The sequence below is a fragment of the Thalassospira sp. genome, assembly GCF_002709775.1.
Lineage (GTDB): Bacteria > Pseudomonadota > Alphaproteobacteria > Rhodospirillales > Thalassospiraceae > Thalassospira.
This window is the reverse complement of sequence record NZ_PAQR01000020.1, coordinates 1-20,146: the sequence shown is the minus strand read 5'-3', so window position 1 is coordinate 20,146 and position 20,146 is coordinate 1. Positions and strand designations below refer to the sequence as shown.

The window sequence follows — 20,146 nt, the reverse complement described above, 5'->3', positions numbered from 1 at the left end:
TCTGAGGTCAAGTTTAGGCGACGGGATCGCTTTGTCAAGAATAAATGCGATGCTTGAACTCTGGCCGATACCACGCATGACATCTTCATATTCCCAAGCGCAAACCGGCGCGGTTGCAGAACAATCTGTACCGGTCGGAACGTCTGCCGTTGCCCGTTGGCACTGGGTGCAGACACAGGTCCTTCATCATCCGGATTTATCGACAGCCGAAATCTGTGTTGCCGTTGTGCTGGCATCACACGTCAATGATCGAACGCGGGCATGCTTCCCCAAGATTGAAACCATTGCGCATGAAACAAGCCTGTCTGATCGCAAGGTGCGTCAAGCTCTCAAGCGTTTGACCGAACTTGGATTGGTAGCGAAGTCGAGCCGGATCGTTGGCCGACTTCGTAATCGCAATGCTTATCAACTGATCGGTCTTGGTTCTAAACCGGCATCTGGTTCCACTATACCGGCATCAGATTCCGGTGTTAAACCGGCACGTGATGCCGGTTCCAATAAGAAGAACACGGATAAAGAAGAAAACACGGATGAAAAGGAACAGGCGAATGCTGTTCCTGGAACCGGTGCGACCGTCCTTCCCGCCGTCGATGATCAATGTTTGATTTTAGCTAGAGAGTGGCAACGACTGTGTTCTGAACCTTGGACGTTGGCCAATGCATGCTTGCGGGTGAATGAGGCGATTGATCGCGTTGGCATTAGTGCCGTTAGATTTGAGCTTGAAGGGTTACGACAGAAGGTAAAAAGACCTTCAAGGTTAGAGCTACTGGATGCGCTTGACGATCTGCAGGCAAACGAACCATCAGCGGTAGAATGTCCTCAAGAAATAGAGTTGTATGAGCAAGGTGCTCCGACGGTCTGGGGGGAAATATGCCGAGCCGTTGCGAAAATGGAGCTTCCAGGGTGCAGAAATCCAGGAGCATGGTTGCCCAAGGTCAGGGTAATATCTCGCGATGATCGGTTGCTGCTTTCGGCCAACAGTCGTTGCGTTCGCGACGCAGTTCAGAACCATTTGTTTGCCGAAATACGCCTGCAGGCAGAGCGTCGAGGCATCTCAATTGATGGGATAACTCTTGTTTAGCCCGCGATACGTAAAAGCTGTTTGCTGATCTTTGTGCCGAGTATCCACGCCTATGGGGAGGTCCCATTCAAAATAGCATCATACTCGGCTTTCAAAGCATTTTGAGCTTCCAAGTAGCCGGTCGCTGCGCATTGAGCCGCTCCGAGTGGTGAATTGTTGTAACTAATAGAAGGATGAACCTTATTCAGCCATGTATTGGCGTGGTTGGCTGAAAGCCAACGGTTGGCAAGTCGAGTTAGTCGATCAACACGAACAGCCGGTGAGCCGACGGACGATTTCCCGTCTTGCCATTCGGGGTCAGCTTCGATGCCAGTAGGTTCATCGCTAGGTAAAGGATCTCCCCTCACGTCGCTTTGTGTTGGCTGTTCACTGTTTGAAGTTTCGACAGGCTCAAGCCAACGGCGTAGCGACCGCGCTAGGTTGCCAACAGTGTTTTCAGCATCCACAGTGGCTCGATGAAAAGGAATGGCTTCGACAGTGTTCTTTAGTTGATGGAAGCGTTGTTCAGGGAGAAGCCATAAGGTTTTGTCTAAATCAGAATTAGTTAGGATTGCGTCCTCTGAAATCAGTGTATCGTCGGGCCGATCTGCTTTTGAGCCAGTTTCAATCATGAATGCAAAGCGTTTCCCCGTTTCCAGATTTTTAGCAATGATGTCAACTGCTACCCCTTCGCACCAGCAATCGCTTTCTACTTTCCAGCCGAGCTTATCCAGAACAGTGCAGGCCTCTCGAACGAGTTCTTCTTGCAATGCACCCGTCGCTTTCCATTCGCATGTGCGCCCAGCATAGGGTGCATGAGAAAAGAACCTCGTCCCGGACGTAGGATGTTCTTTAGGCACGGCATTGCCGCCGCAGCAGGGAAGTGTCAGATTTCCTGCGTCATACTCTTGCTTCAGTAGCTCCCAAGTCGCGTCCGATACTTGATAAGCGTAGACATTTTGTCCGCGGAAATTTGCGCGTTGGGTCACGGTTTAACCCCTGTTTTGGTGCTGCCTGGAATAAAGTCGCCTGACAGCCAGCGCACAAAGTTTTGAGAGTGCGAGAGATACGTGGTTTTTGTCGAGGAGGCGAGTGGTAAGCTTTCAACCTCACGTTCGTATTTTTGGTAGGCAGCTTCGATCTCCCGCAACGCTTCCCGACTGATCTTCAGTTGTTCAGACACTCATTACCTCCTGTTCGAGGCTTTGCTCCCATTACAAATACTCACCGCACTCAATATCTGAAGGTGCGGACGATAGTATGATGGAAAACTGATGTGGTATCTATACAGAGTTGAATATGTGTGGTGATTTGTTTTTTTTTGTTTGAAGCTAGAAGAGCCCCTTAATGCCCGCAAGTGATTTTGAGACTCCATCGAAAAGTGCAATCCGAGTGTCTACAATTCCAAGGGGCTATTCAGTTCCTCTTTTCTGATCCCCGGAGAGAGCTTTACTTAGATGCACTCTTAAGGATAGGCAGTGTGTTAAAGGCTTTCTTCAGGTTGCAGTCATGCCATTATAGGATGGTCATCATAAGAGGTTGACGTGCTGTAAGGTCTTGAGCTCTTGCCACAGTATAGCAGGGCCGTGCCGTAGGTCGTGTGCTGGGAGCTCTCGGATGGAAAATTCAAACGACAAGAAATTTCGTCCGGAAACAGTGTTGCGAAATGCTGCTGTTGCCTCTCCCGCAAAAGCATCGCAGACAGCAAATAGAAACAACAAGATTCAGGTATAGACAATGGCCAGCATCAACAGCTTTCTGCGAGAAAACGTCGTGGCGCTCTCTGAGAAGAAAGTGTCCGTCGCCCCCAATATTCACCAAGGGAAATTGTACGCGGCAGTGAAGGCTTTTGCCTTTTCTGGCGATCCTGAAAGCGTGATAGCGATTTACGACAGCACGATGTTGGGAAGTGGAAAGGATGGCCTGCTATTCACCGGTGAGCGAGTCATATACCGACCGTCATTCGCTGATCCGACAGAAATTCTTTTTAGCAACATCGCAGCCGTTGAGTGCAAGGAAACGGCGACAGGAAAAAAAGGCGACAAAATTGTCCGAACAGTCGAAGTGTTGCTAAAGGACGGCGACAATATTTCGATCAAAGATGTAATCGACTGCGACTACAATCACTTGGCAAAGCTCTTGCTGTCTTGCGCAGTTGACTTCAGTGAGCATAAAGAAGAACGCCAACTCATTCCAGTGGAGGAAATGAGTGATGCTCTGAAAGTCGCTTATGTGAAGACTATAGTCAATATGGCGTTCGCCGACGACGGTGTGATAGATGACAAAGAGTTAGCCGAGATATTACTTCTAATGACGAAGCTGAAACTTAGTCCGGAATCCCGGTTCGAGCTAAGGACTTATCTGTCTTCGACCGGGACTCAAAATTCCGTGGAGAACCTCTTAAAAACCATCGATGAAGAATCTCCGGAGGGACAGTTGCAGGCAGTTCGGATCTCCTTAGCAAAGGATCTGGTCAACACTCACTTCTGCACCAAAGAGGCTTCACTGGAAGGCTTCGACTTTTTCACAGACAACCGCCATCTGCTAAATATTTCTGACGGTGAGCTCGAGCTGATCATGATGGCCATCGAAACCGATCATAAGATGCTTAAATCAGAATATTCGGACGATTATCTGAAGGTTTCGATGAAGTCGATGTCAGCGAAAGCTGCTGCCGTTGGTACACCCCTAGCTGCAGTCTATCTCACTGGTTCTGTAGCCGGTCTCTCCGCATCAGGCATAACATCGGGTCTTGCCGCGTTAGGAATGGGGGGGCTCCTTGGCCTTTCGAGTATGGCTACAGGGATTGGTGTCGTTGTTTTGATTGGCGTGGGGGCATACACCGGGGTCCGCAAGCTGACGGGAGCTGACGAACTGGCTAGGGCACGGCGTCGAGAACTAATGCTCAATGAGGTTATAAAGCAGACCCAGTCGACCATCTCTATACTTGTGCAGGACATCAACTTTGTAGTCGAGAAGTTAAACGGGGTCATGACTGCAACTGACCGGCAGGAGGCGCAGATCAGAAAGCTGATGGGCTTGATGCAGCAATTGACGTCGGCGGGGAACATTCTGACAAGCAAGGCGGATTCAGTTCAAAACAGCGTCATGCGGACCAAGTGTGCTCGTGTGCTCAATGTTGCAAGACTGCATTCCCTCACTCGAGAGGCAGCAAAGGCCCCTCTCTACGAGTTCATTCTCTCATTTTACGAGGAACAGCTGACAGCGTCAGAAAAAGGTGATGAAAAGAATGCTCAGATGGTCCTTCGACAAGATTGTAACACGGAAGACGTCGAAAGATTGGCAAAGGCATTCGAGGTCGTTGGCTACTTTGATACCGGAAAAATTGCCAAAGGTGCTGCCGTGAATGCAGCCATGAAGGGCAAGGATAAACTGGCTGGACTGTTCTCATGAGTAAGAAATTGCATGACCAAGCTAATGCTTTGATCATTCAGAGACAGCAAACGAACGAGGCTCAAAACAGCCTTAATGATGCCAAGCAAGCATTGGACGACCTTGAGGCCCGGGCTCAGGTTAACCACGCAGATTTGAACAATCTTCTAACTTTGTCGGAAGCCGCCGTGGCGCATGGAGTGACCCTGCCGAAAGGCGTGTCATTCGATATGGAGGCCTTTGAGATAGAGGAAACGCGCTTGCCGATTGCTCCGCTTGATCATGTTAGCATCGAAGACGAGGAGGATTGGGAAGGATATCTTGCCAAAGTCCAGCTCTACGCAGCCAGGAATGAGTTGACGCTGCACAAAGATCCTTTTGCTCATTTGATGAGCCCAACGCAGAAAATCGCGTTGGAAAAGCGCATCAGGGAGGATTTTTCCCTTAAGGCCGCCAATTGCGACAAATTTGATTACATGATCGCAGGTACTTGCGGGCTCATCGGCGGTCTTGTGGATATTCTATTTGTTGGTATGCCTAGAGAGGGAGCTCTGACAGAGTTCACTGACGACGTCACAGATGGTTTCGTTCAGAAATTTGCTGGCTGGTTCGGTTGGAAGGGGCCTCGTGAGGGGAAGGATCCGACGGCAAGTGCCATTGGCTTTTTGGAAAGGACGTTTAAGGTCAACTACGATCAATCGACCGGAAACGGAAAGAATGGCGTCGGCGGCGTATTCAAAATGTCGATGGACAACCATCACATCAAGAGCTTGGGGCACTCTCCCGATATCGTAGGCCTGTTCTTTTCCATTCTTGGCCAGTTCACGAATACTTCCTATTTCGTCGATGGGGGCCGGGTGATCTCTATCGACACGGAAAGCTTTGAGCTTAAAGGCAGCACGTTTGCATCGAAGGTATTCTCCGGTTTTGTTAACTGGATGGGGCACCTTGTTTCCGATATGGCTGGGTCATCAGGTGCCAAGGGTCGGGGCGCAGGCATCCCAATACCTTTCTTTTCCCTTCTGCAGTTCATTGATGTTGGTGCGTTCGGGCAGCACCGACAGTCGTTTGCCAAGGTGGCAGTCCAGGTTTTCGAGCAGGGCTATGATTTCCGCCACGGCATGGCGCTGGCCATCCCGGTCATGGTGACCGAACTTCTGACAAGGATAATGTGGACCTTCAAGAGGAGGTTCAGTCACGGTCTGCCCTGGGGCGAGTGTCTGCCGTCTGCAAACAATCCGGAGCTCCGCCGGATGCTCTTGGTTGGCCATGGAACCCTTTGCATCGTTGATGGTGCTGACGCTGCCCTTCGCTCTGGAGGTGAGATGATTAACTTTATGCTGCGTTCCAATCTTATTGCTTGGGCTCGGTTCGGGAGTCTTGCTTTGAAGGAGCTTAGAGCTTCGTATTGCGCTGGAAACTTGGATGCAGAAGCTGTCGATGAATACCTTGAGAAGGAATATCAGCGTCTCTTGTCGTGAAACTCATCGAAGGATCGGTTTACGAAGTGATTAGGTCCAGGGAAGAGATTTCGTGCTGAATAGTCATCAAAAATTGGGTATCGCAACGAAAAAACTGCCGGAAGCTAACTGAGTGACGGTTGTAACGGATCGGTTCGTTAGATTTGTTGTGGTGATAGGCTTCGCAAGCGCGCTTGCTTTTGGAAGAGATAATATTGTCTCAGCTCAAGTTGGAAAGCCAGTGAGCAGCGATACCAGCTCAGATGTTTAATCCTTGTAAGCGGCAGGAAATAGCCGGTGTGTTACCTTAGTTCACCAAGGCTAGTGATCCCTTGAACATCAAAGTCTGCACAGCAGGTGACGTTGCCGGTCCGATCCCCGGATGTGGTGATTGTTAATCGTTTGATTGTCTGGCGTATGGGGGCAACTGCTTCGGGATCGCGGGACCACAGCGATAGTCTCGTAACAAGCCTTTGATGCTGTTGGACAATGTTTTGGAGTTTCTTTGGTGTAGCGCAATCGGCAAGGTCGCGCTTGTGATGTGCGATATCAAGTTTCGTGCGTTGGATCTGTTCTGCTTTGTCGTCGAAAAATGCGCGTATTTCAGTTGAACGTGCATCTGGGCCTAGAGCATCGATAACCTTGTTGATGCTGGCGCGAAGATCTTCGAGATGCTGATTCAGGCGTTCAATCTCACGTGCGTGGTGAGCGCGAACTTGCTGTATCTCCTCGCTCTCAAAATGCTCAATGATTTTTGCCTCATCGAGTTCAGCGATAGCATTCAAGACTAGCTTGATGATTTCGTCATAGTGGAGGTTCCTGTTCGCGCAGCCTTTGACAGGGCAAGAATAATGCTTTGCATAGGTCGCTGTGATTTTCTGATTGTGCTCCCCGCAATAGAGTTTGCCGCCAAACACCGCATTTGCACGCTTTTTCGTGACAGCCTGTTTGCGACGCCATTCCTTTGAACGGCGAATGGATGTCTCGCGCTTCTCCTCCTCCGTCATCACAGTGGGTATCATTTTGCGTTGAAGGTGTTTGCTGGATCGTTCATCAAGAGCCTTCTGGACCTTTGTGAATGTCTCATCGTCAATGATGGTCAGTTCGGGGATTGGGACTGTGATCCATTCCTTTTCCGGACGCATGATTGACAGGCGTTTTCCGTTTTCCGGATGTTTGCGGTACTGCATTTTGTTGAAGGTAACGACGCCGTTATAGAGCGTTTGACGAAGCATTCCGGTTTGTCGGACAAACGAGCCAACAAGGCTTGATGGGGCCCATTTCCCACCCTTGGGGGAATCAATGCCGCGCCGGTTTAGATCGTCGCAGATGTGTTTCAGCTTCCTGCCTTCGGCGTAATATTCAAATATCTCGCGAATGATTTCTGCTTGTTCCTCATTGATCTTGCGCTTACCGCGAATAGGTTCTCCAAACTCGTCAAGCGCATGAACAAGATCGTAGCCATAAAGTTGACCACCAGGAACGCCACCACGCAAAACAGCTGCGATCACCCCACGATGGGTCTTGTCAGACAGATCCTTGAGATAGAGCGCGTTCATGGTGCTTTTCAGGCCAATATGCAGCTCGTTGATTACCCCATCTGTGACGGTCTCAACAGGAAGGCCCAAGAACATCATCTTCTTGAAGAAATTGGCAGTGTCGGCCTGGTCTCTGCTAATGCGACTCAGATCCTCCGCAACGACACCTTCAAATCGACCGTTGAGTGCTGCGACGAGAAGGGCGCCGATGCCAGGGCGGTTAGCAATGTGAGAACCTGAAATGCCCTCATCAAAAAACACGTCGGCAACCTGATAGCCTTTGACGCTGCAATATTCTCGGCAGCGGCGGATCTGATCCTGGGTACTGGTTTCCTGTTTGTCCGTTGAGTGGCGGGCGTAGATTGCTACATGCACTGATTGTATCCTCGAAGGTTGGATCAGATTGATTACCTTTCGGGATTGCTGATGCGCAAGGGTAAAACAGCGATTTCTCTTAAGGATAGGTAGTTAAGAAAATGCTGTAAATACAATGCACTGCATGTGATTGCATGAGAGTGCATAAGATTGCACGAAAATGCAAAAGATTGCATGATGGTGCACGAGATGGCACAACTTTCACCTGTCGTGCTGGGGGCAGGATAGGTTTGGTGGGCCCACCAAACAGCCCAAACGGGCTTCCTGCTTATTCGCATGGCGGTGCCATGCTCAACGTAAGATAAACTCCATTAGGAATAAGATGTAATTGTACTGAGCTACGAGGCGCTCTTAAATTTGAAGCGTATTCTAGCCACCGCAAACGTCTTAGAGTACAAGCGCGGACAGTGAACTACGTGAAATGTGACCGTGGTATTCGATAGATAGAAAAACAGTGGACTGAACGTGATTACAGAATACCACGCTAAGCTATTTGCAATGGAATTGAGTAAACGGCATTCGGTCGCTGATGCGGAGAAGCTTGCCGGTGCTCTGATGGACGCACAGGTGGATCTTAATCCGCATCAGGTTGAAGCTGCGCTGTTTGCATTCAAATCACCCTTGTCCAAAGGCGCAATCCTTGCAGACGAAGTTGGCCTCGGAAAAACCATTGAAGCCGGATTGGTTCTTGCTCAGAAATGGACAGAACGGAAGCGACGAATTCTTGTTATTGCGCCTGCGAACCTACGGAAACAATGGTCGCAGGAGATTGAAGAAAAATTCTTCCTTCCGACACTGATCCTCGAATCCAGAAACTACAACAAGATGGTTAAGGATGGGGTTCACCGGCCATTTGAGCAAGAAAAACTGGTTATTTGCTCCTTTCAGTTTGCCGCGCGCCACGCTGACGAGTTGATGGTCATTCCGTGGGACTTGGTCGTCATCGACGAAGCTCATCGTCTCAGAAACGTATACAGGCCTGACAATCGTACTGGTCGCGCCTTGAAGAGCGCATTGGAAAATGTACCAAAAGTGCTGCTTACAGCGACGCCGCTTCAAAATTCACTTATGGAATTGTATGGCCTTGTCAGTCTCATTGATGACTACACCTTTGGTGATGCCAAGAGCTTCCGTGCCCAGTTCGCTCGCCTAACCGGCGATGGACAATTTGATGAGCTTAAAAGCCGCTTGAATCCGGTTTGCCATCGAACATTGCGTCGTCAGGTTTTGGAATACATCCGCTACACCAATCGAATTCCGATCACGCAGGAGTTCGTGCCAAGTGAGGGCGAGCAAGCGCTCTATGATATGGTATCCGAGTATCTGCGCCGTCCGTCATTGCAAGCGCTGCCGTCTAGCCAGCGCACGTTGATGACGTTGATCCTGCGCAAGCTGCTTGCATCCTCTACCTTTGCCATTGCCGGAGCACTTGACACACTCGCTCGGAAGCTCGAGCGACAGCTCAAGGATGACGAAGGGCTTCGTGAGAAGTTCCATGAGGAAATTTCTGAAGATTACGAAGAGTATGATGACATTGCGGATGAATGGTCGGATCCTGCCGAGGAGCCAGAACTTCTGACTTCTGAGGACATCGCATTAATTAACCAGGAAATTGAAGACCTTCGCGCTTTTCGAAGTTTGGCGATTTCGATTTCGGAAAATGCCAAGGGGCAAGCACTCTTGACTGCTCTTCATGCCGGTTTTACCAAAGCCTCAGAGCTCGGTGGTGCTAAAAAGGCAATCATTTTCACAGAATCACGCCGTACTCAGGAGTACTTGGTTCGTCTGCTGACAGAGCATGGCTATGCGGAAAAGCTTGTGTTGTTTAATGGATCAAACACCGATCCACAATCGAGAGCCATCTATTCAGCATGGCTGGACAAGCACAGCGGTACTGACAGGATAACTGGCTCGCGAGCAGCGGATATTCGAGCCGCGCTTGTGGATCATTTTCGGGACACGGCTTCAATAATGATCGCCACTGAAGCTGCAGCCGAAGGCATAAACCTGCAATTCTGTTCGATTGTTGTAAACTACGATTTGCCTTGGAACCCGCAACGCATCGAACAGCGCATTGGCCGTTGTCACCGTTACGGTCAGAAATTCGATGTCGTTGTTGTCAACTTTCTCAATAAAAACAATGCCGCCGATCAGCGCGTATACGAACTGTTGGCCGAAAAGTTCCAGCTTTTTTCTGGCGTCTTTGGTGCATCGGATGAGGTTCTCGGCTCGATTGAATCAGGGGTCGAGTTCGAGAAACGCATTGTTTCAATCTATCAAAATTGTCGATCCACTGAGGAAATTGAGACTGAATTCGCCCAACTGCGAACTGAGATGGAAGAAAATATCACCGCAGCTATGGAGGACACGCGGCGCAAACTTTTGGAGAATTTTGACGCCGAGGTGCACGACCGTCTTAAGCTCAATCTGGACAAGAGCAAAGAGTATATCGGACGGTATGAGCGAATGTTATGGGCAGTCACCCAGCATGAGCTGCGCCGGTATGCCACCTTTGATAACGAGCATCTTACTTTCGCATTGAAGCAAGTACCTGATGGGGTGGATGTTCCGACCGGTGGTTATGGTCTCGCCAAGAACGACATGAGCGAGCATCGATATCGGCTGGGGCATGCATTGGCACAGCACGTCATTGCGAGTGCCCGCAAACGCAAACTTAAAGACGCTGCCATCGGATTCGACTATTCGGGATGGCCAGCCAAAGCGCTTAGCATCGAATCTCTGGTTGGGCAGTCGGGGATCCTAACCGCTCAATGCCTCAGTTTTTCCGGCTTTGACGAGCAGGACCACATCCTTTTTGCGGCCAAAACGAATGCTGGGCAGGATGTGGATCCGGACGTAATTAGGCGCTTGTTTGAGATGCCATGCAGGCTTGCCGATGGCAATGTCGATAATGAGCGGACTCTGTTGAATTCCGTATTGGCGCAACGCGAGCAGGCCGTCATTGAGGCGCTTAAGCATCAGAACGCGCAATGGTTCGCGGATGAAAGCCAGAAGTTGGAAAAATGGGCTGAGGACAAGGTCTTCGCCGCAGAAAAAGAACTTAAGGATGCCAAGGCCCGAATTTTGGAGCTCAAGCGCGAGGTAAGGTCAGCAGTGACACCAGAGCAGCAGCACAGAATTCAAACCCAGATTCAAGAGGTAGAAAAATCGAAGCGCCGTCTGCGTCAGCGTATTTTCGAGGTCGAGGATGAGATCATCGGCGAACGCGACCAAATGATTTCTGATCTGGAAGCCCGCATTCAACAAGATATAAGTAAACAAGAGCTATTCACTGTCCGCTGGACGGTCGTGTAAGTCATAAGAGAACTCAGGAGCAATCCGTCAAATGCCGAACGTCGAGAAACAAAGAGAACGCCTGATCAGCCTGCTGAAGGAGCTGTTCCAGCTCGATCAGCCTGACTTAGATTTCGGCTTCTACCGCATCATGCATGCGAAGGCTGGACAGGTGACCAAGTTTCTTGAAGAGGACCTTTTGGGTATAATCCGCGATGCCTTCGGCGAAGCAGACGGGGCCCGTGTCGAGCAGGCGAGGGCCGTCTACGAGGCCGCGCGTAAGCAGGCCGAGGAATTCGGCGCACCCGATCCGGATGCCGCGCCGAAAGTGAAGGAAGCCAAGGCTGCTTGGGATGCGTCTAAGGATAGTGGCAGCAACGAAGGTGACGTCTATGACCCCCTTTATCGCTTCTTCGAGCGCTATTACGACAACGGCGATTTCATGAGCCGCCGCTACTTCGCGCGCGAAACGGACGGCAAGGCAGCCCCCTATGCTGTCCCCTATGACGGGCGCGAGGTTTATCTGCACTGGGCCAACCGCGACCAGTACTACATCAAGACGTCCGAGTACCTGACCAACTTCACCTTCGATCCGACGCAGGCGATGGAGTTCCAGGCGCATCACGGCGCGCTGTTCGAACAGAAGCCGCTCAGGGTACATTGCCGGATCGTCTCGGCGTCCGAGGGCGAGCACAACAACGTCAAGGCGTCGGAGAATACGGAACGCTACTTCATCATCCACGAGCCCGAGCCGGTGAAGATCGAGACGGGCGACACCGGCGACACCGGCGAACCGGAGCTGGTGATCCAGTTCCAGTATCGCCCGGATCCCGAGAAGACGGGCCAGGATGGGACATGGCGAAAGAAGCGCGTGATCGATGCCGTCAAGAAGGTGAAAGAACTGTTACCTAAGCTGGAAGGCGGGGAAGACTATGTGACCGCTCTGATGACACCGGCGCCGACCGAAACGGAAAAGGACCGAACGCTGCTGGAAAAATATCTCACCCACTATACCGGCCGGAACAGTATGGATTACTTCATCCACAAGGATCTGGGCGGGTTCCTGCGGCGAGAACTGGATTTCTACATCAAGAACGAGGTCATGCGGCTGGACGATATCGAATCCGCCGATGTGCCGCGGGTGCAAGCCTACCTGGCCAAGGTCAGGGTGTTGCGCGGTATCGCGCGGCACCTGATCGACTTCCTCGCCCAGCTTGAGGACTTTCAGAAACGGCTGTGGCTGAAGAAAAAGTTCGTCGTCGACACCCAGTACTGCATCACGCTCGATCGTATCCCTGGGGAATTCTTTTCCGAGATCGCGGCCAACGATGTTCAGCGTGAACAGTGGATTCAGCTTTTTGCCATCGATCAGCTCAACAATTACTCGGCGCCCCTAACAGTTGAATTCCTGAAAGAGAACGAAAGGCTTCTTGTGGATACTGCTCTTTTTGACGCCGATTTCAGGGATCGTGTAGTTTCAGGAATTCAAGATATCGACGCCGAACAAATTGGGCAGCTTCTGCACTCTGATAATTTTCAGGCTCTTAGGGTTCTACAAGAGAAGCTTAAGAGCGGCGTCAAGTGCATCTATATCGATCCGCCGTACAACACCGACAGCAGCTCTATTCCGTACAAAAACAGCTATAAGCATTCGTCTTGGGCAACACTGATGCACGACCGACTTCATGCGATGAAGCCGTTGTTACCTGAGAACGGCGCGATTTTTGTGAGTATCGACAAAGCCGAGAGAACGGTACTTGAGCATGCAATGGATGCGGTCTTCGGTCCGGAGAACCGGGTTGAAGAGCTGATCTGGTCGATGAACACCAATAATAGCCAAGTTCCAAACTATTCGACCAACCACGAATACGTTTTGGTTTACGCCAAGGACAAGCCAACGGCTGAGAAAGACCGTAATATGTTTCGAGAGCCCAAGCCTGGCTACTTGGAAGTCATGGAGCTTGTGGCAGCCCTAAACCCAGATTATCCACCGATCTCGGAAATCGAAGAGGCAATCAAAAAATTATACAACGATCACAAAATTGCTTACCGCGAAGAAATTGAAGCGCAAGGTCTTGAGTGGGAAGACTTTCGGAAGGACGACCCTTGGAAAGGCTTGTTCAACTATTCGCACGCTGAATACCGAGACAATGCGGGAAGATTGGTCGATGAGGCTGAGGCAAAAGATGTTCAAGCCACTATATGGATTTGGCGCGAGGACAATCTCGCGCTCCCCGCTACCAAGCAGGCATCTAGTACTCGCGATCCCAAAAGTGAAAACTATAGGTATTACAAACCTATACATCCAGTCACAGGCAAAGAAACACTGATACCCAAGAGCGGTTGGAAGTTTCCATACGGCTCGCATAACATGAGTGAGGACAGGACTACACTTAGAAAATTAGATGCTGACAACCGGATATCTTGGGGAGAAACTGAAGAAAAGGTACCTCAGATCAAGCGTATGCTGCATGAAGTTGAAACCAATGTTGGAAAAAGTGTTTTCTCTGACTACTCGGACGGAGAGAAGCAGACGTCTGCTATGTTTGGGCGTTCAGGCGTATTCCTCGCACCGAAACACGCGGACTTTGTTTCTCGCTTCATCACGCATGCCGCAGATAAAGACTCGACAATCCTAGATTGCTTCGGTGGCTCAGCGAGCACTGGCCATGCGATCCTTTCACTTAACAGAGCAGATCACGGCTCCCGCAAGTTCTGTCTGGTTGAGATGGGTGAATACTTCGACACGGTCACGCGTCCAAGAATGCAGAAAGCGATCTATGCATCACAATGGCGCGACGGGAAACCGCGTTCTAACGACGGCTTGTCTGCACTGTTCAAATATGTACGGCTCGAAAGCTACGAAGATGCTTTGAACAATCTTACGCTCCTCCCCGGAGCCGACTTCAAGGGGGCCAAAGGTGATTTCGCCCGTGACTACATGCTCCGCTATTGGCTGGACTTCGAGACCAAGGGCAGCCCGTCGCTCTTGAACATCGAATGGTTCGACGATCCGACCGCCTATAGGCTGAAGATCAAAAAGCCCGGCACGGACGAGTATGCCGAGAAGGCGGTGGACCTTGTCGAGACGTTCAACTGGCTGATCGGCCTGCATGTCGAGCATCTGGACCGCTGGCGCGGCTATGACGCCGCCTTCAAGCGCGAGGTCGATCCCGAGCTGCCGGGGGACACGAACACCCGGCTGATGCTCGACGGCGCACTGAAGGAGACGGGCGACGGGGCTTGGCGCTTCCGCAAGGTCGAGGGCTACACCCTGCGCACCCCCGGCGATCACAACGACCGCGAGAAGGCCCTGGTCGTGTGGCGCAAGCTCACCGGTGACCTCGAACAGGACAACCTGATGCTGGATGAGTGGTTCCGGAAGTACCGGCTCTCTGCGCAGGATACCGAATTCGATGTGATCTACGTGAATGGATCTAACAACCTGCCCAACCTCCGCAAGGACGAGGAGACCTGGAAGGTGCGCCTGATCGAGGAAGCGTTCCATCAAGCAATGTGGGATGTGGAGGGGTGATCGATGACCGCACAAGATTTGGAGACACCGGAGGCGGCGATAAATGCCTCTAACCAGATATTTGAGTTTCTTTCGAATGTGCCGGTAGGCATTTGGGAGGCCGTGACCTTAGCCGCTATTGGGGCCGTCGGTTGGTTTGGAAAAACAGGTTTTGATATGTGGCAAAAGTCTCGGTTGCCATTTAAGCAAGATAGAGAACGTTACCAAGCTGTGGTTGATGCTATTCAGCCAGAGCATCTCCATTATTTTCGGGAAGTTCAGCTAAACTCCATCGGCAAAGGGGCTGTAGACGGAATAGACGATAGCTATGAAGCTCTGTCTTGGATCAGAAAGAGTAGGCCGGCTTATTTGCATGGGAAGCTTCGGCCGCTTGAAGACGAGCTTTCTGAATCTCTTCGTGATTTGTGCGAAGTGATGGCAGTAAGGCTGTTTGTGCATCGTGCTAATCTGAATGTGTATACAATGTACTGGGATCGGTTTGACGAATGGTCTCAAGAGGATTCCAAACGGTTTCAAGAAATAAGAGATGAATTTTTTAAGTGTATTGATCGTTCTATCGATGCATTTGAAGCTTTTCGCGACGCAGGCAACAGGTTGTTTGCGGACAGGCTTGTGAGGGGAAAGGCCGATGGCTAAGGCGCCTAAGAAGAAACAATTACCCTTTGGCCACAAGTTGGTGCTTAACCAGTGGATCGTCAGTCTGTTCGGTTTTGATCCACTGAAGGATCACAAGGACGGTAACCGCACCTTGCGGCCAATGCAGCAGTTGGCGAAGTCCGTAAAGGATGTGCATGGGGGGATGACACCTGAGAACCTGCACCACTTTTATAAGGCGCTCGATATAAATCTCCAGGCGACTGCGACGATCACGCCAGCCGACTTGCTGCGTTACGAACACAACATCGTTAGCCACACGCTGGCGATCAACGAGAAGCGCGATAGGCCAATTGTATGGAAATACTACCAGTGGCTCTCGCTACTGTTCGCTGAAATCTATCTTGACCGGTTCTTTGCCGACCGCGAGGCATTGTTGGAGGCATTGAATGCTTATGTCGCCGCTTTCAACACTTACTGGACGAACGAGGGTTACGAGACGGGGGTCACGCCCTATGAGCTCGAGGACCTGAACAAGCTCTGCCTGCAAAATGCAACTGGTTCGGGAAAGACGTTGCTGATGCACGTCAATTTCCTGCAGTTCCGGCACTATGCTTCAAAGTCTTCGTTTAAACACGACCTGACACGGACCGTACTCATTACGCCGAACGAACAGCTTTCGGCTCAGCATGCGCGCGAGATAAAGGGCAGTAATATTGCCGCATCGCGCCTTTTGACAGACAGCGGTGACTTGCTGTCTTCGGGCAAGAACGGCCTGCGCCAAGTGGATTTCACCGAGGTGACCAAGCTGAAGGATGAAGATGGGCCAAACGTCATTGCCACCCGTAACTTGGGCGACCAGAACCTCCTGCTCGTTGATGAGGCCCATCGTGGCATGGGAAGTCAAGAAGAGCGTGGCTGGTTTAGAAGCCGTGCGCGGCTCTCGGAAAAGGGCTTTGTCTTTGAGTATTCGGCGACCTTGAAAGAGGCGGTTTCCGCTGCAAAACGCCCTGAGATTGAGGCATCTTACGCGAAAACAATCCTGTTCGATTATTCGTACCGGTATTTCTATGAGGATGGCTACGGCAAGGACTACCGCATCTTCAACCTGCCACGCACTTTCGATGAGCTTGAATTCTCTTACCTTACTGCTTGCCTGTTGAGTTTCTATCAGCAGCTGAGGCTTTACGAGGATAACTACGGTCTATATGCACCTTACAACATAGAGAAACCGCTTTGGGTCTTTGTCGGGTCCAGTGTCACCAAGGCAACCGGAACAAAGGCGGAAAAGGCGACTGTTTCGGATGTTGCAAACATCCTAAAATTCATCGCGAAGTTCCTGAATGATGAGGGTGCGTCTGCTGCCGTGATCGAGCAAATCCTGACGGGTAACGCGCAGGAGACAGGTTTACTCGATGAGAACGGAACTGACATCTTCGCTGGTGGGTTTGCGTACCTTCAGAGCCTCATGCTTCGGGAGAGCTGGAAACCAGGCGATTTATTCCGCGATATCCTTGAAAAACTGTTCCAGAACAGGGGCGGTGGAGAGCTGTCCATCGCGCGGATCAAAGGCGATGATAACGAGATAATGTTGCGGGTCGGGCAGGCGGATAAGCCGTTCGGGTTGATTAACGTTGGCGACGCATCAGGCCTGGCAAGCCATCTCTCTGAGCAAGCCTTTGAGAATGCCTCAGTTTTGGAATCCGAGTTTGCAGAGACCTTGTTTGGTCAGGTCACATCATCCAGTTCACCAGTTAACCTGCTTATAGGTTCCAAGCGCTTTGTAGAAGGTTGGGATTGTTGGCGCGTTAGCACGCTTGGTCTGATGCATGTCGGCAAAAGTGAAGGGGCACAGATCATTCAGCTTTTTGGGCGAGGTGTTCGCCTCAAGGGCTTTGACTGGTCGTTGCAACGAAGTGGTTTTGCAACACCGACAGATCAGCCAGATCTGATCCAATATGTTGAGACCCTGAATGTTTTCGGCATCGAAGCCGACTTTATGGAGCGCTTCCGCAAATTTCTTGAGGAAGAAGAGCTGCCGCGAAATGATCAGAAGCAGGTGTTTACAGTGCCACTGACTGTCACATACGACTTCGGACAGCGCCTGAAAATTCTGCGTCCGCGAAAGAGGCGTGATGATGGTCGCGAATATGATTTCAAGCGGGATGGTGCGGTTCCGGCGCTGACCATTGTACCTGACAAGATACGTCAGAAAGGCGTTGAGATAGATTGGTATCCGCGCATTCAGTCACTTGAATCGAAAAAAGCCACCAAGCTTGGCAGTAAAGAAGAAACCCGTTTCGGTGACGGCCATTTAGCCTTCTTGGACTACGATGACTTGTTCTTCCGCCTCGAGAAATTCAAGCGAGAGCGCACTTGGCACAATATCAACATCTCTAAGTCCATGATCAAGGATCTACTCGCTGACCGGACCTGGTACAGGATCATTGTGCCGTCCGGCAAAATGGAGTTCTCCGACTTTGGAAACGTAGCGCTGTGGCAGGAGATGGCTGCGGAGCTATTGCAGAAGTTTTCTGAGGAGTTCTACAATTATTGCAAGGCTGCATTCATTGAGCCTAGGCTCGAACTTCGTGAGATCGAGGTCGGGGATGGTAGTCTTCCTGAAGCTACAGACTACCAGTTGATCGTGGATGCGAGCGAAGCAGCGCTAATCAATGATATTCAGACTCTCACTCATGAGATCGCGGCCCGAAAAACAGGAATTCTCCGTGCGGGTGATTTGAAAGGCTGCCTCTTCGATACGCACCTTTATGAACCAGTCCTTCATGTCACCAAAGGTAGTAGGATTCAGATCGCGCCCGTATCTCTGAACGAGAGCGAGTTCCAGTTTCTTGATGATCTTCGCGTTTATATCGAACGAGATCATGAGAGATTGGCATCAGACGGGATTGAGCTATTTCTGCTTCGAAATGAGAGCCGAGGCCGCGGCATAGGGTTTTTCGAGGCTGGTAACTTCTATCCAGACTTTTTGTTATGGCTTGTTAAGGATGGAAAACAGCACCTTTCATTTGTTGAGCCGCACGGACTTCAGCATGAGGGCCCTGGTCATAAGAAGATTGAATTCCATCGGGTGATAAAAGATATCCAAACGCGCCTGGCCAGTGACGACGTTGTCTTGAACAGTTTTGTTGTTACGCCTACCCGTTTTGGGAAGTTGAATTGGGGTAAGACCATTCAGGAATTAGAAGATATGCATGTCCTGTTCATGGACGATCAGCGAGATGATTATGTCTCAAAGATAGTCAGTAAAATTCTGAACTAGTTGCCCCTTCGTTGCAGAAATTTCGGCTGCTAACTAGATGACCGTTCTATGTATCTGATTTGGTGAGAGGGCACTTGGAATGAATGTTGAGACGCTGACTTCCAATCTCCCTGCATTTTTCCAATGTTTGGCTGAATGTCATTTTGAAGTGCTCACCAAACCAGAAAAACGCACAGAACCAATAAACGAGACGCAATTAAAGGGGCTATTCGATAGGCTCACCGAGTTAGCTCTATCTGACGTTTTTGAGACAGTTGGTTCCTGTAATCCATGGAACCTTGCAGGGCTAGGGCGTGATGAAGTTCGAAACGCCGCTGTTTTGAAATGGCTGCTTTCACCAAGAGGGGATCATGGCCTTCAAGCTGAGCTCTTGCGAAACCTACTTGCTGATATTCCGGACTTTCCGCAGGAACCCTCACGTTATTGCCGGTTGGCAGTTGAAGATTGTCCTGATGGTTTGAGGGACAGCCGTGTTGACATTCGAATTGACGATCCCAGAAACTTCTTTCTCATCATTGAAGTGAAAATTGGGGCCAGTGAACAAAGTGATCAATTACGACGCTATTGCGAGATAGCTGCGGCATGTGCGCGAGATGGTCGTCCCTGGAAGGTTGTTTACCTTACATGTAGAGGATCCGCGCCAACAACCGCAGGGGAATTCATCGATGATGTTGTCCCTATCTCTTGGTCTAGAATTTCGGAGCATTTGCGAATGATCGTGAGAATGCGAAAAGGTGGGCACGAGATTTCTAATTTTCTCGCCAACTCCTTTGCAAAACATATCAGCAGTTTTTAGGGGCTCACATGATGGATAACCAGAACAAGCGGCCAGGGCTCTTAATTCTGCAAAATTTGCAATTGTTTGATCAAACCGCGGTGTATTTTGAACGCGAAATAGTTCCTTCGTTGAACGCAGAGTTATCCAATCTGTTCAAAAATTGGCTCGAAGAAAAATCATGGCTTGGTGAAGTTAGCGAGGGAGACGAATTGCATGAGTTTTGGTGTGCGCCAAAACATTGGCAAGTTGAGAACGAAGACTGGAAAGGGTGGTTCGATCTCGACGTACGAGACGCGGATCAAACAAACTCTTACCGAGTAGCTTCTCTTTTTGGCTTGGGCGACACGCAATATGGTTTCCGGTTCTGCCCGAACCCTTCTTACTTTTCTGATAAGAGGAGTTGGAACAAAGCTGTTGCCTCGTTGGAGCCAGAAGTAGGCTTGGAACTGGGAAAACGAGGTTGGGAACACGAAGGGAAAGGTGTGTATTTTCGGCCGTTTCAGCTGTCGACAGATAAAATTGTTGATGCTTGGAATGATGATGACTGGGTATACACTTTTGATGCCCTCCAACAAACATTAGATCAGATTTATCAAGACCTTGAGCTCTTCGATCATTTTCTAAATAAAGTAAAGCAGCAGTTGTAACGATCAATTGATGTGAGTATTTCCTTGATGTTGGAGCTTTATGCGAGCGCAATTTTGACCACGTAAATAGTTTGAATAATTTTACCAAAGGTAAGCGTCTTTTCACGGCTACCTTGACGTAAGAATGTTTTCAGTTTTCGTGAGGGGATCAGGCTTGGAGGTCGATGTTCCAGGGGAGGAGTTCGTCGA

12 protein-coding genes are annotated in these 20,146 nt (G+C 50.3%); 9 read left to right on the top strand and 3 right to left on the bottom strand.

The genetic code is table 11. The annotated features are described in order from the left end of the window. Window positions 1-1,081: helix-turn-helix domain-containing protein (locus CMO10_RS09105; protein ID WP_297020994.1), on the top strand; the 1,081-nt coding region annotated here is incomplete at its 5' end. Window positions 1,082-1,131: 50 nt separating this feature from the next. On the opposite strand, the gene CMO10_RS09100 is transcribed toward CMO10_RS09105, so the two are convergent. Then, window positions 1,132-2,049: a hypothetical protein gene (locus CMO10_RS09100; protein WP_297020993.1), complete on the bottom strand. Its 918-nt coding sequence runs from the start codon at window positions 2,047-2,049 to the stop codon at window positions 1,132-1,134. Beyond that, window positions 2,046-2,243, bottom strand: a complete 198-nt coding sequence (locus CMO10_RS09095) for a hypothetical protein (protein WP_297020990.1) — start codon at window positions 2,241-2,243, stop codon at window positions 2,046-2,048. Before CMO10_RS09095 ends, CMO10_RS09100 begins: the two co-directional genes overlap by 4 nt. Window positions 2,244-2,797: 554 nt before the next feature. Between CMO10_RS09095 and CMO10_RS09090 the strand changes: the two genes are divergently transcribed. Together CMO10_RS09090 and CMO10_RS09085 are read left to right on the top strand one after the other, a co-directional pair. Further along, window positions 2,798-4,474 carry a hypothetical protein gene (locus CMO10_RS09090; RefSeq protein WP_297020987.1) on the top strand — a complete coding sequence of 559 codons (1,677 nt, stop codon included), beginning with the start codon at window positions 2,798-2,800 and terminating at the stop codon, window positions 4,472-4,474. Beyond that, window positions 4,471-5,934 carry a hypothetical protein gene (locus CMO10_RS09085; protein ID WP_297020985.1) on the top strand — a complete coding sequence of 488 codons (1,464 nt, stop codon included), beginning with the start codon at window positions 4,471-4,473 and terminating at the stop codon, window positions 5,932-5,934. Before CMO10_RS09090 ends, CMO10_RS09085 begins: the two co-directional genes overlap by 4 nt. A gap of 281 nt (window positions 5,935-6,215) precedes the next feature. Here CMO10_RS09085 and CMO10_RS09080 read toward each other — a convergent pair whose 3' ends face one another. Then, a complete protein-coding gene (locus tag CMO10_RS09080; RefSeq protein WP_297020982.1) occupies window positions 6,216-7,826 on the bottom strand; it encodes a recombinase family protein in 1,611 nt (536 codons plus the stop codon). Window positions 7,827-8,324: 498 nt separating this feature from the next. Here CMO10_RS09080 and CMO10_RS09075 point away from each other — a divergent pair, with 498 nt between their 5' ends. The 6 genes from CMO10_RS09075 to CMO10_RS09050 all read left to right on the top strand — a co-directional run bounded on the left by CMO10_RS09075 (window position 8,325) and on the right by CMO10_RS09050 (window position 19,957). After that, the gene (locus CMO10_RS09075; RefSeq protein WP_297020980.1) at window positions 8,325-11,141 is read left to right on the top strand and encodes an SNF2-related protein; all 2,817 of its coding nucleotides are present in this window, start codon (window positions 8,325-8,327) and stop codon (window positions 11,139-11,141) included. Window positions 11,142-11,172: 31 nt separating this feature from the next. Continuing rightward, window positions 11,173-14,655, top strand: a complete 3,483-nt coding sequence (locus tag CMO10_RS09070) for a site-specific DNA-methyltransferase (RefSeq protein ID WP_297020979.1) — start codon at window positions 11,173-11,175, stop codon at window positions 14,653-14,655. A 3-nt stretch (window positions 14,656-14,658) separates the two neighbouring features. Then, window positions 14,659-15,291, top strand: coding sequence for a hypothetical protein (locus CMO10_RS09065; RefSeq protein WP_297020976.1), 633 nt, complete (start codon window positions 14,659-14,661; stop codon window positions 15,289-15,291). Then, complete coding sequence (locus tag CMO10_RS09060) at window positions 15,284-18,532, top strand: DEAD/DEAH box helicase family protein (RefSeq protein WP_297020974.1); 3,249 nt, start codon at window positions 15,284-15,286, stop codon at window positions 18,530-18,532. The genes CMO10_RS09065 and CMO10_RS09060 overlap by 8 nt, the downstream gene beginning before the upstream one ends. Before the next feature lie 79 nt (window positions 18,533-18,611). Continuing rightward, entirely contained in the window at window positions 18,612-19,328 is a 717-nt protein-coding gene (locus CMO10_RS09055; protein WP_297020971.1) for a PDDEXK-like family protein, read from the top strand. 8 nt (window positions 19,329-19,336) lie between these two features. Continuing rightward, the gene (locus CMO10_RS09050; RefSeq protein ID WP_297020968.1) at window positions 19,337-19,957 is read left to right on the top strand and encodes a hypothetical protein; all 621 of its coding nucleotides are present in this window, start codon (window positions 19,337-19,339) and stop codon (window positions 19,955-19,957) included. Window positions 19,958-20,146: the final 189 nt, after the last annotated feature.

Bases quoted from the DNA above. Each gene is read 5' to 3' on its own strand.
- CMO10_RS09090 (WP_297020987.1), top strand. From the start codon at position 2,798: ATGGCCAGCATCAACAGCTTTCTGCGAGAAAACGTCGTGGCGCTCTCT.
- CMO10_RS09085 (WP_297020985.1), top strand. From the start codon at position 4,471: ATGAGTAAGAAATTGCATGACCAAGCTAATGCTTTGATCATTCAGAGA.
- CMO10_RS09075 (WP_297020980.1), top strand. From the start codon at position 8,325: ATGGAATTGAGTAAACGGCATTCGGTCGCTGATGCGGAGAAGCTTGCC.
- CMO10_RS09070 (WP_297020979.1), top strand. From the start codon at position 11,173: ATGCCGAACGTCGAGAAACAAAGAGAACGCCTGATCAGCCTGCTGAAG.
- CMO10_RS09065 (WP_297020976.1), top strand. From the start codon at position 14,659: ATGACCGCACAAGATTTGGAGACACCGGAGGCGGCGATAAATGCCTCT.
- CMO10_RS09060 (WP_297020974.1), top strand. From the start codon at position 15,284: ATGGCTAAGGCGCCTAAGAAGAAACAATTACCCTTTGGCCACAAGTTG.
- CMO10_RS09055 (WP_297020971.1), top strand. From the start codon at position 18,612: ATGAATGTTGAGACGCTGACTTCCAATCTCCCTGCATTTTTCCAATGT.
- CMO10_RS09050 (WP_297020968.1), top strand. From the start codon at position 19,337: ATGATGGATAACCAGAACAAGCGGCCAGGGCTCTTAATTCTGCAAAAT.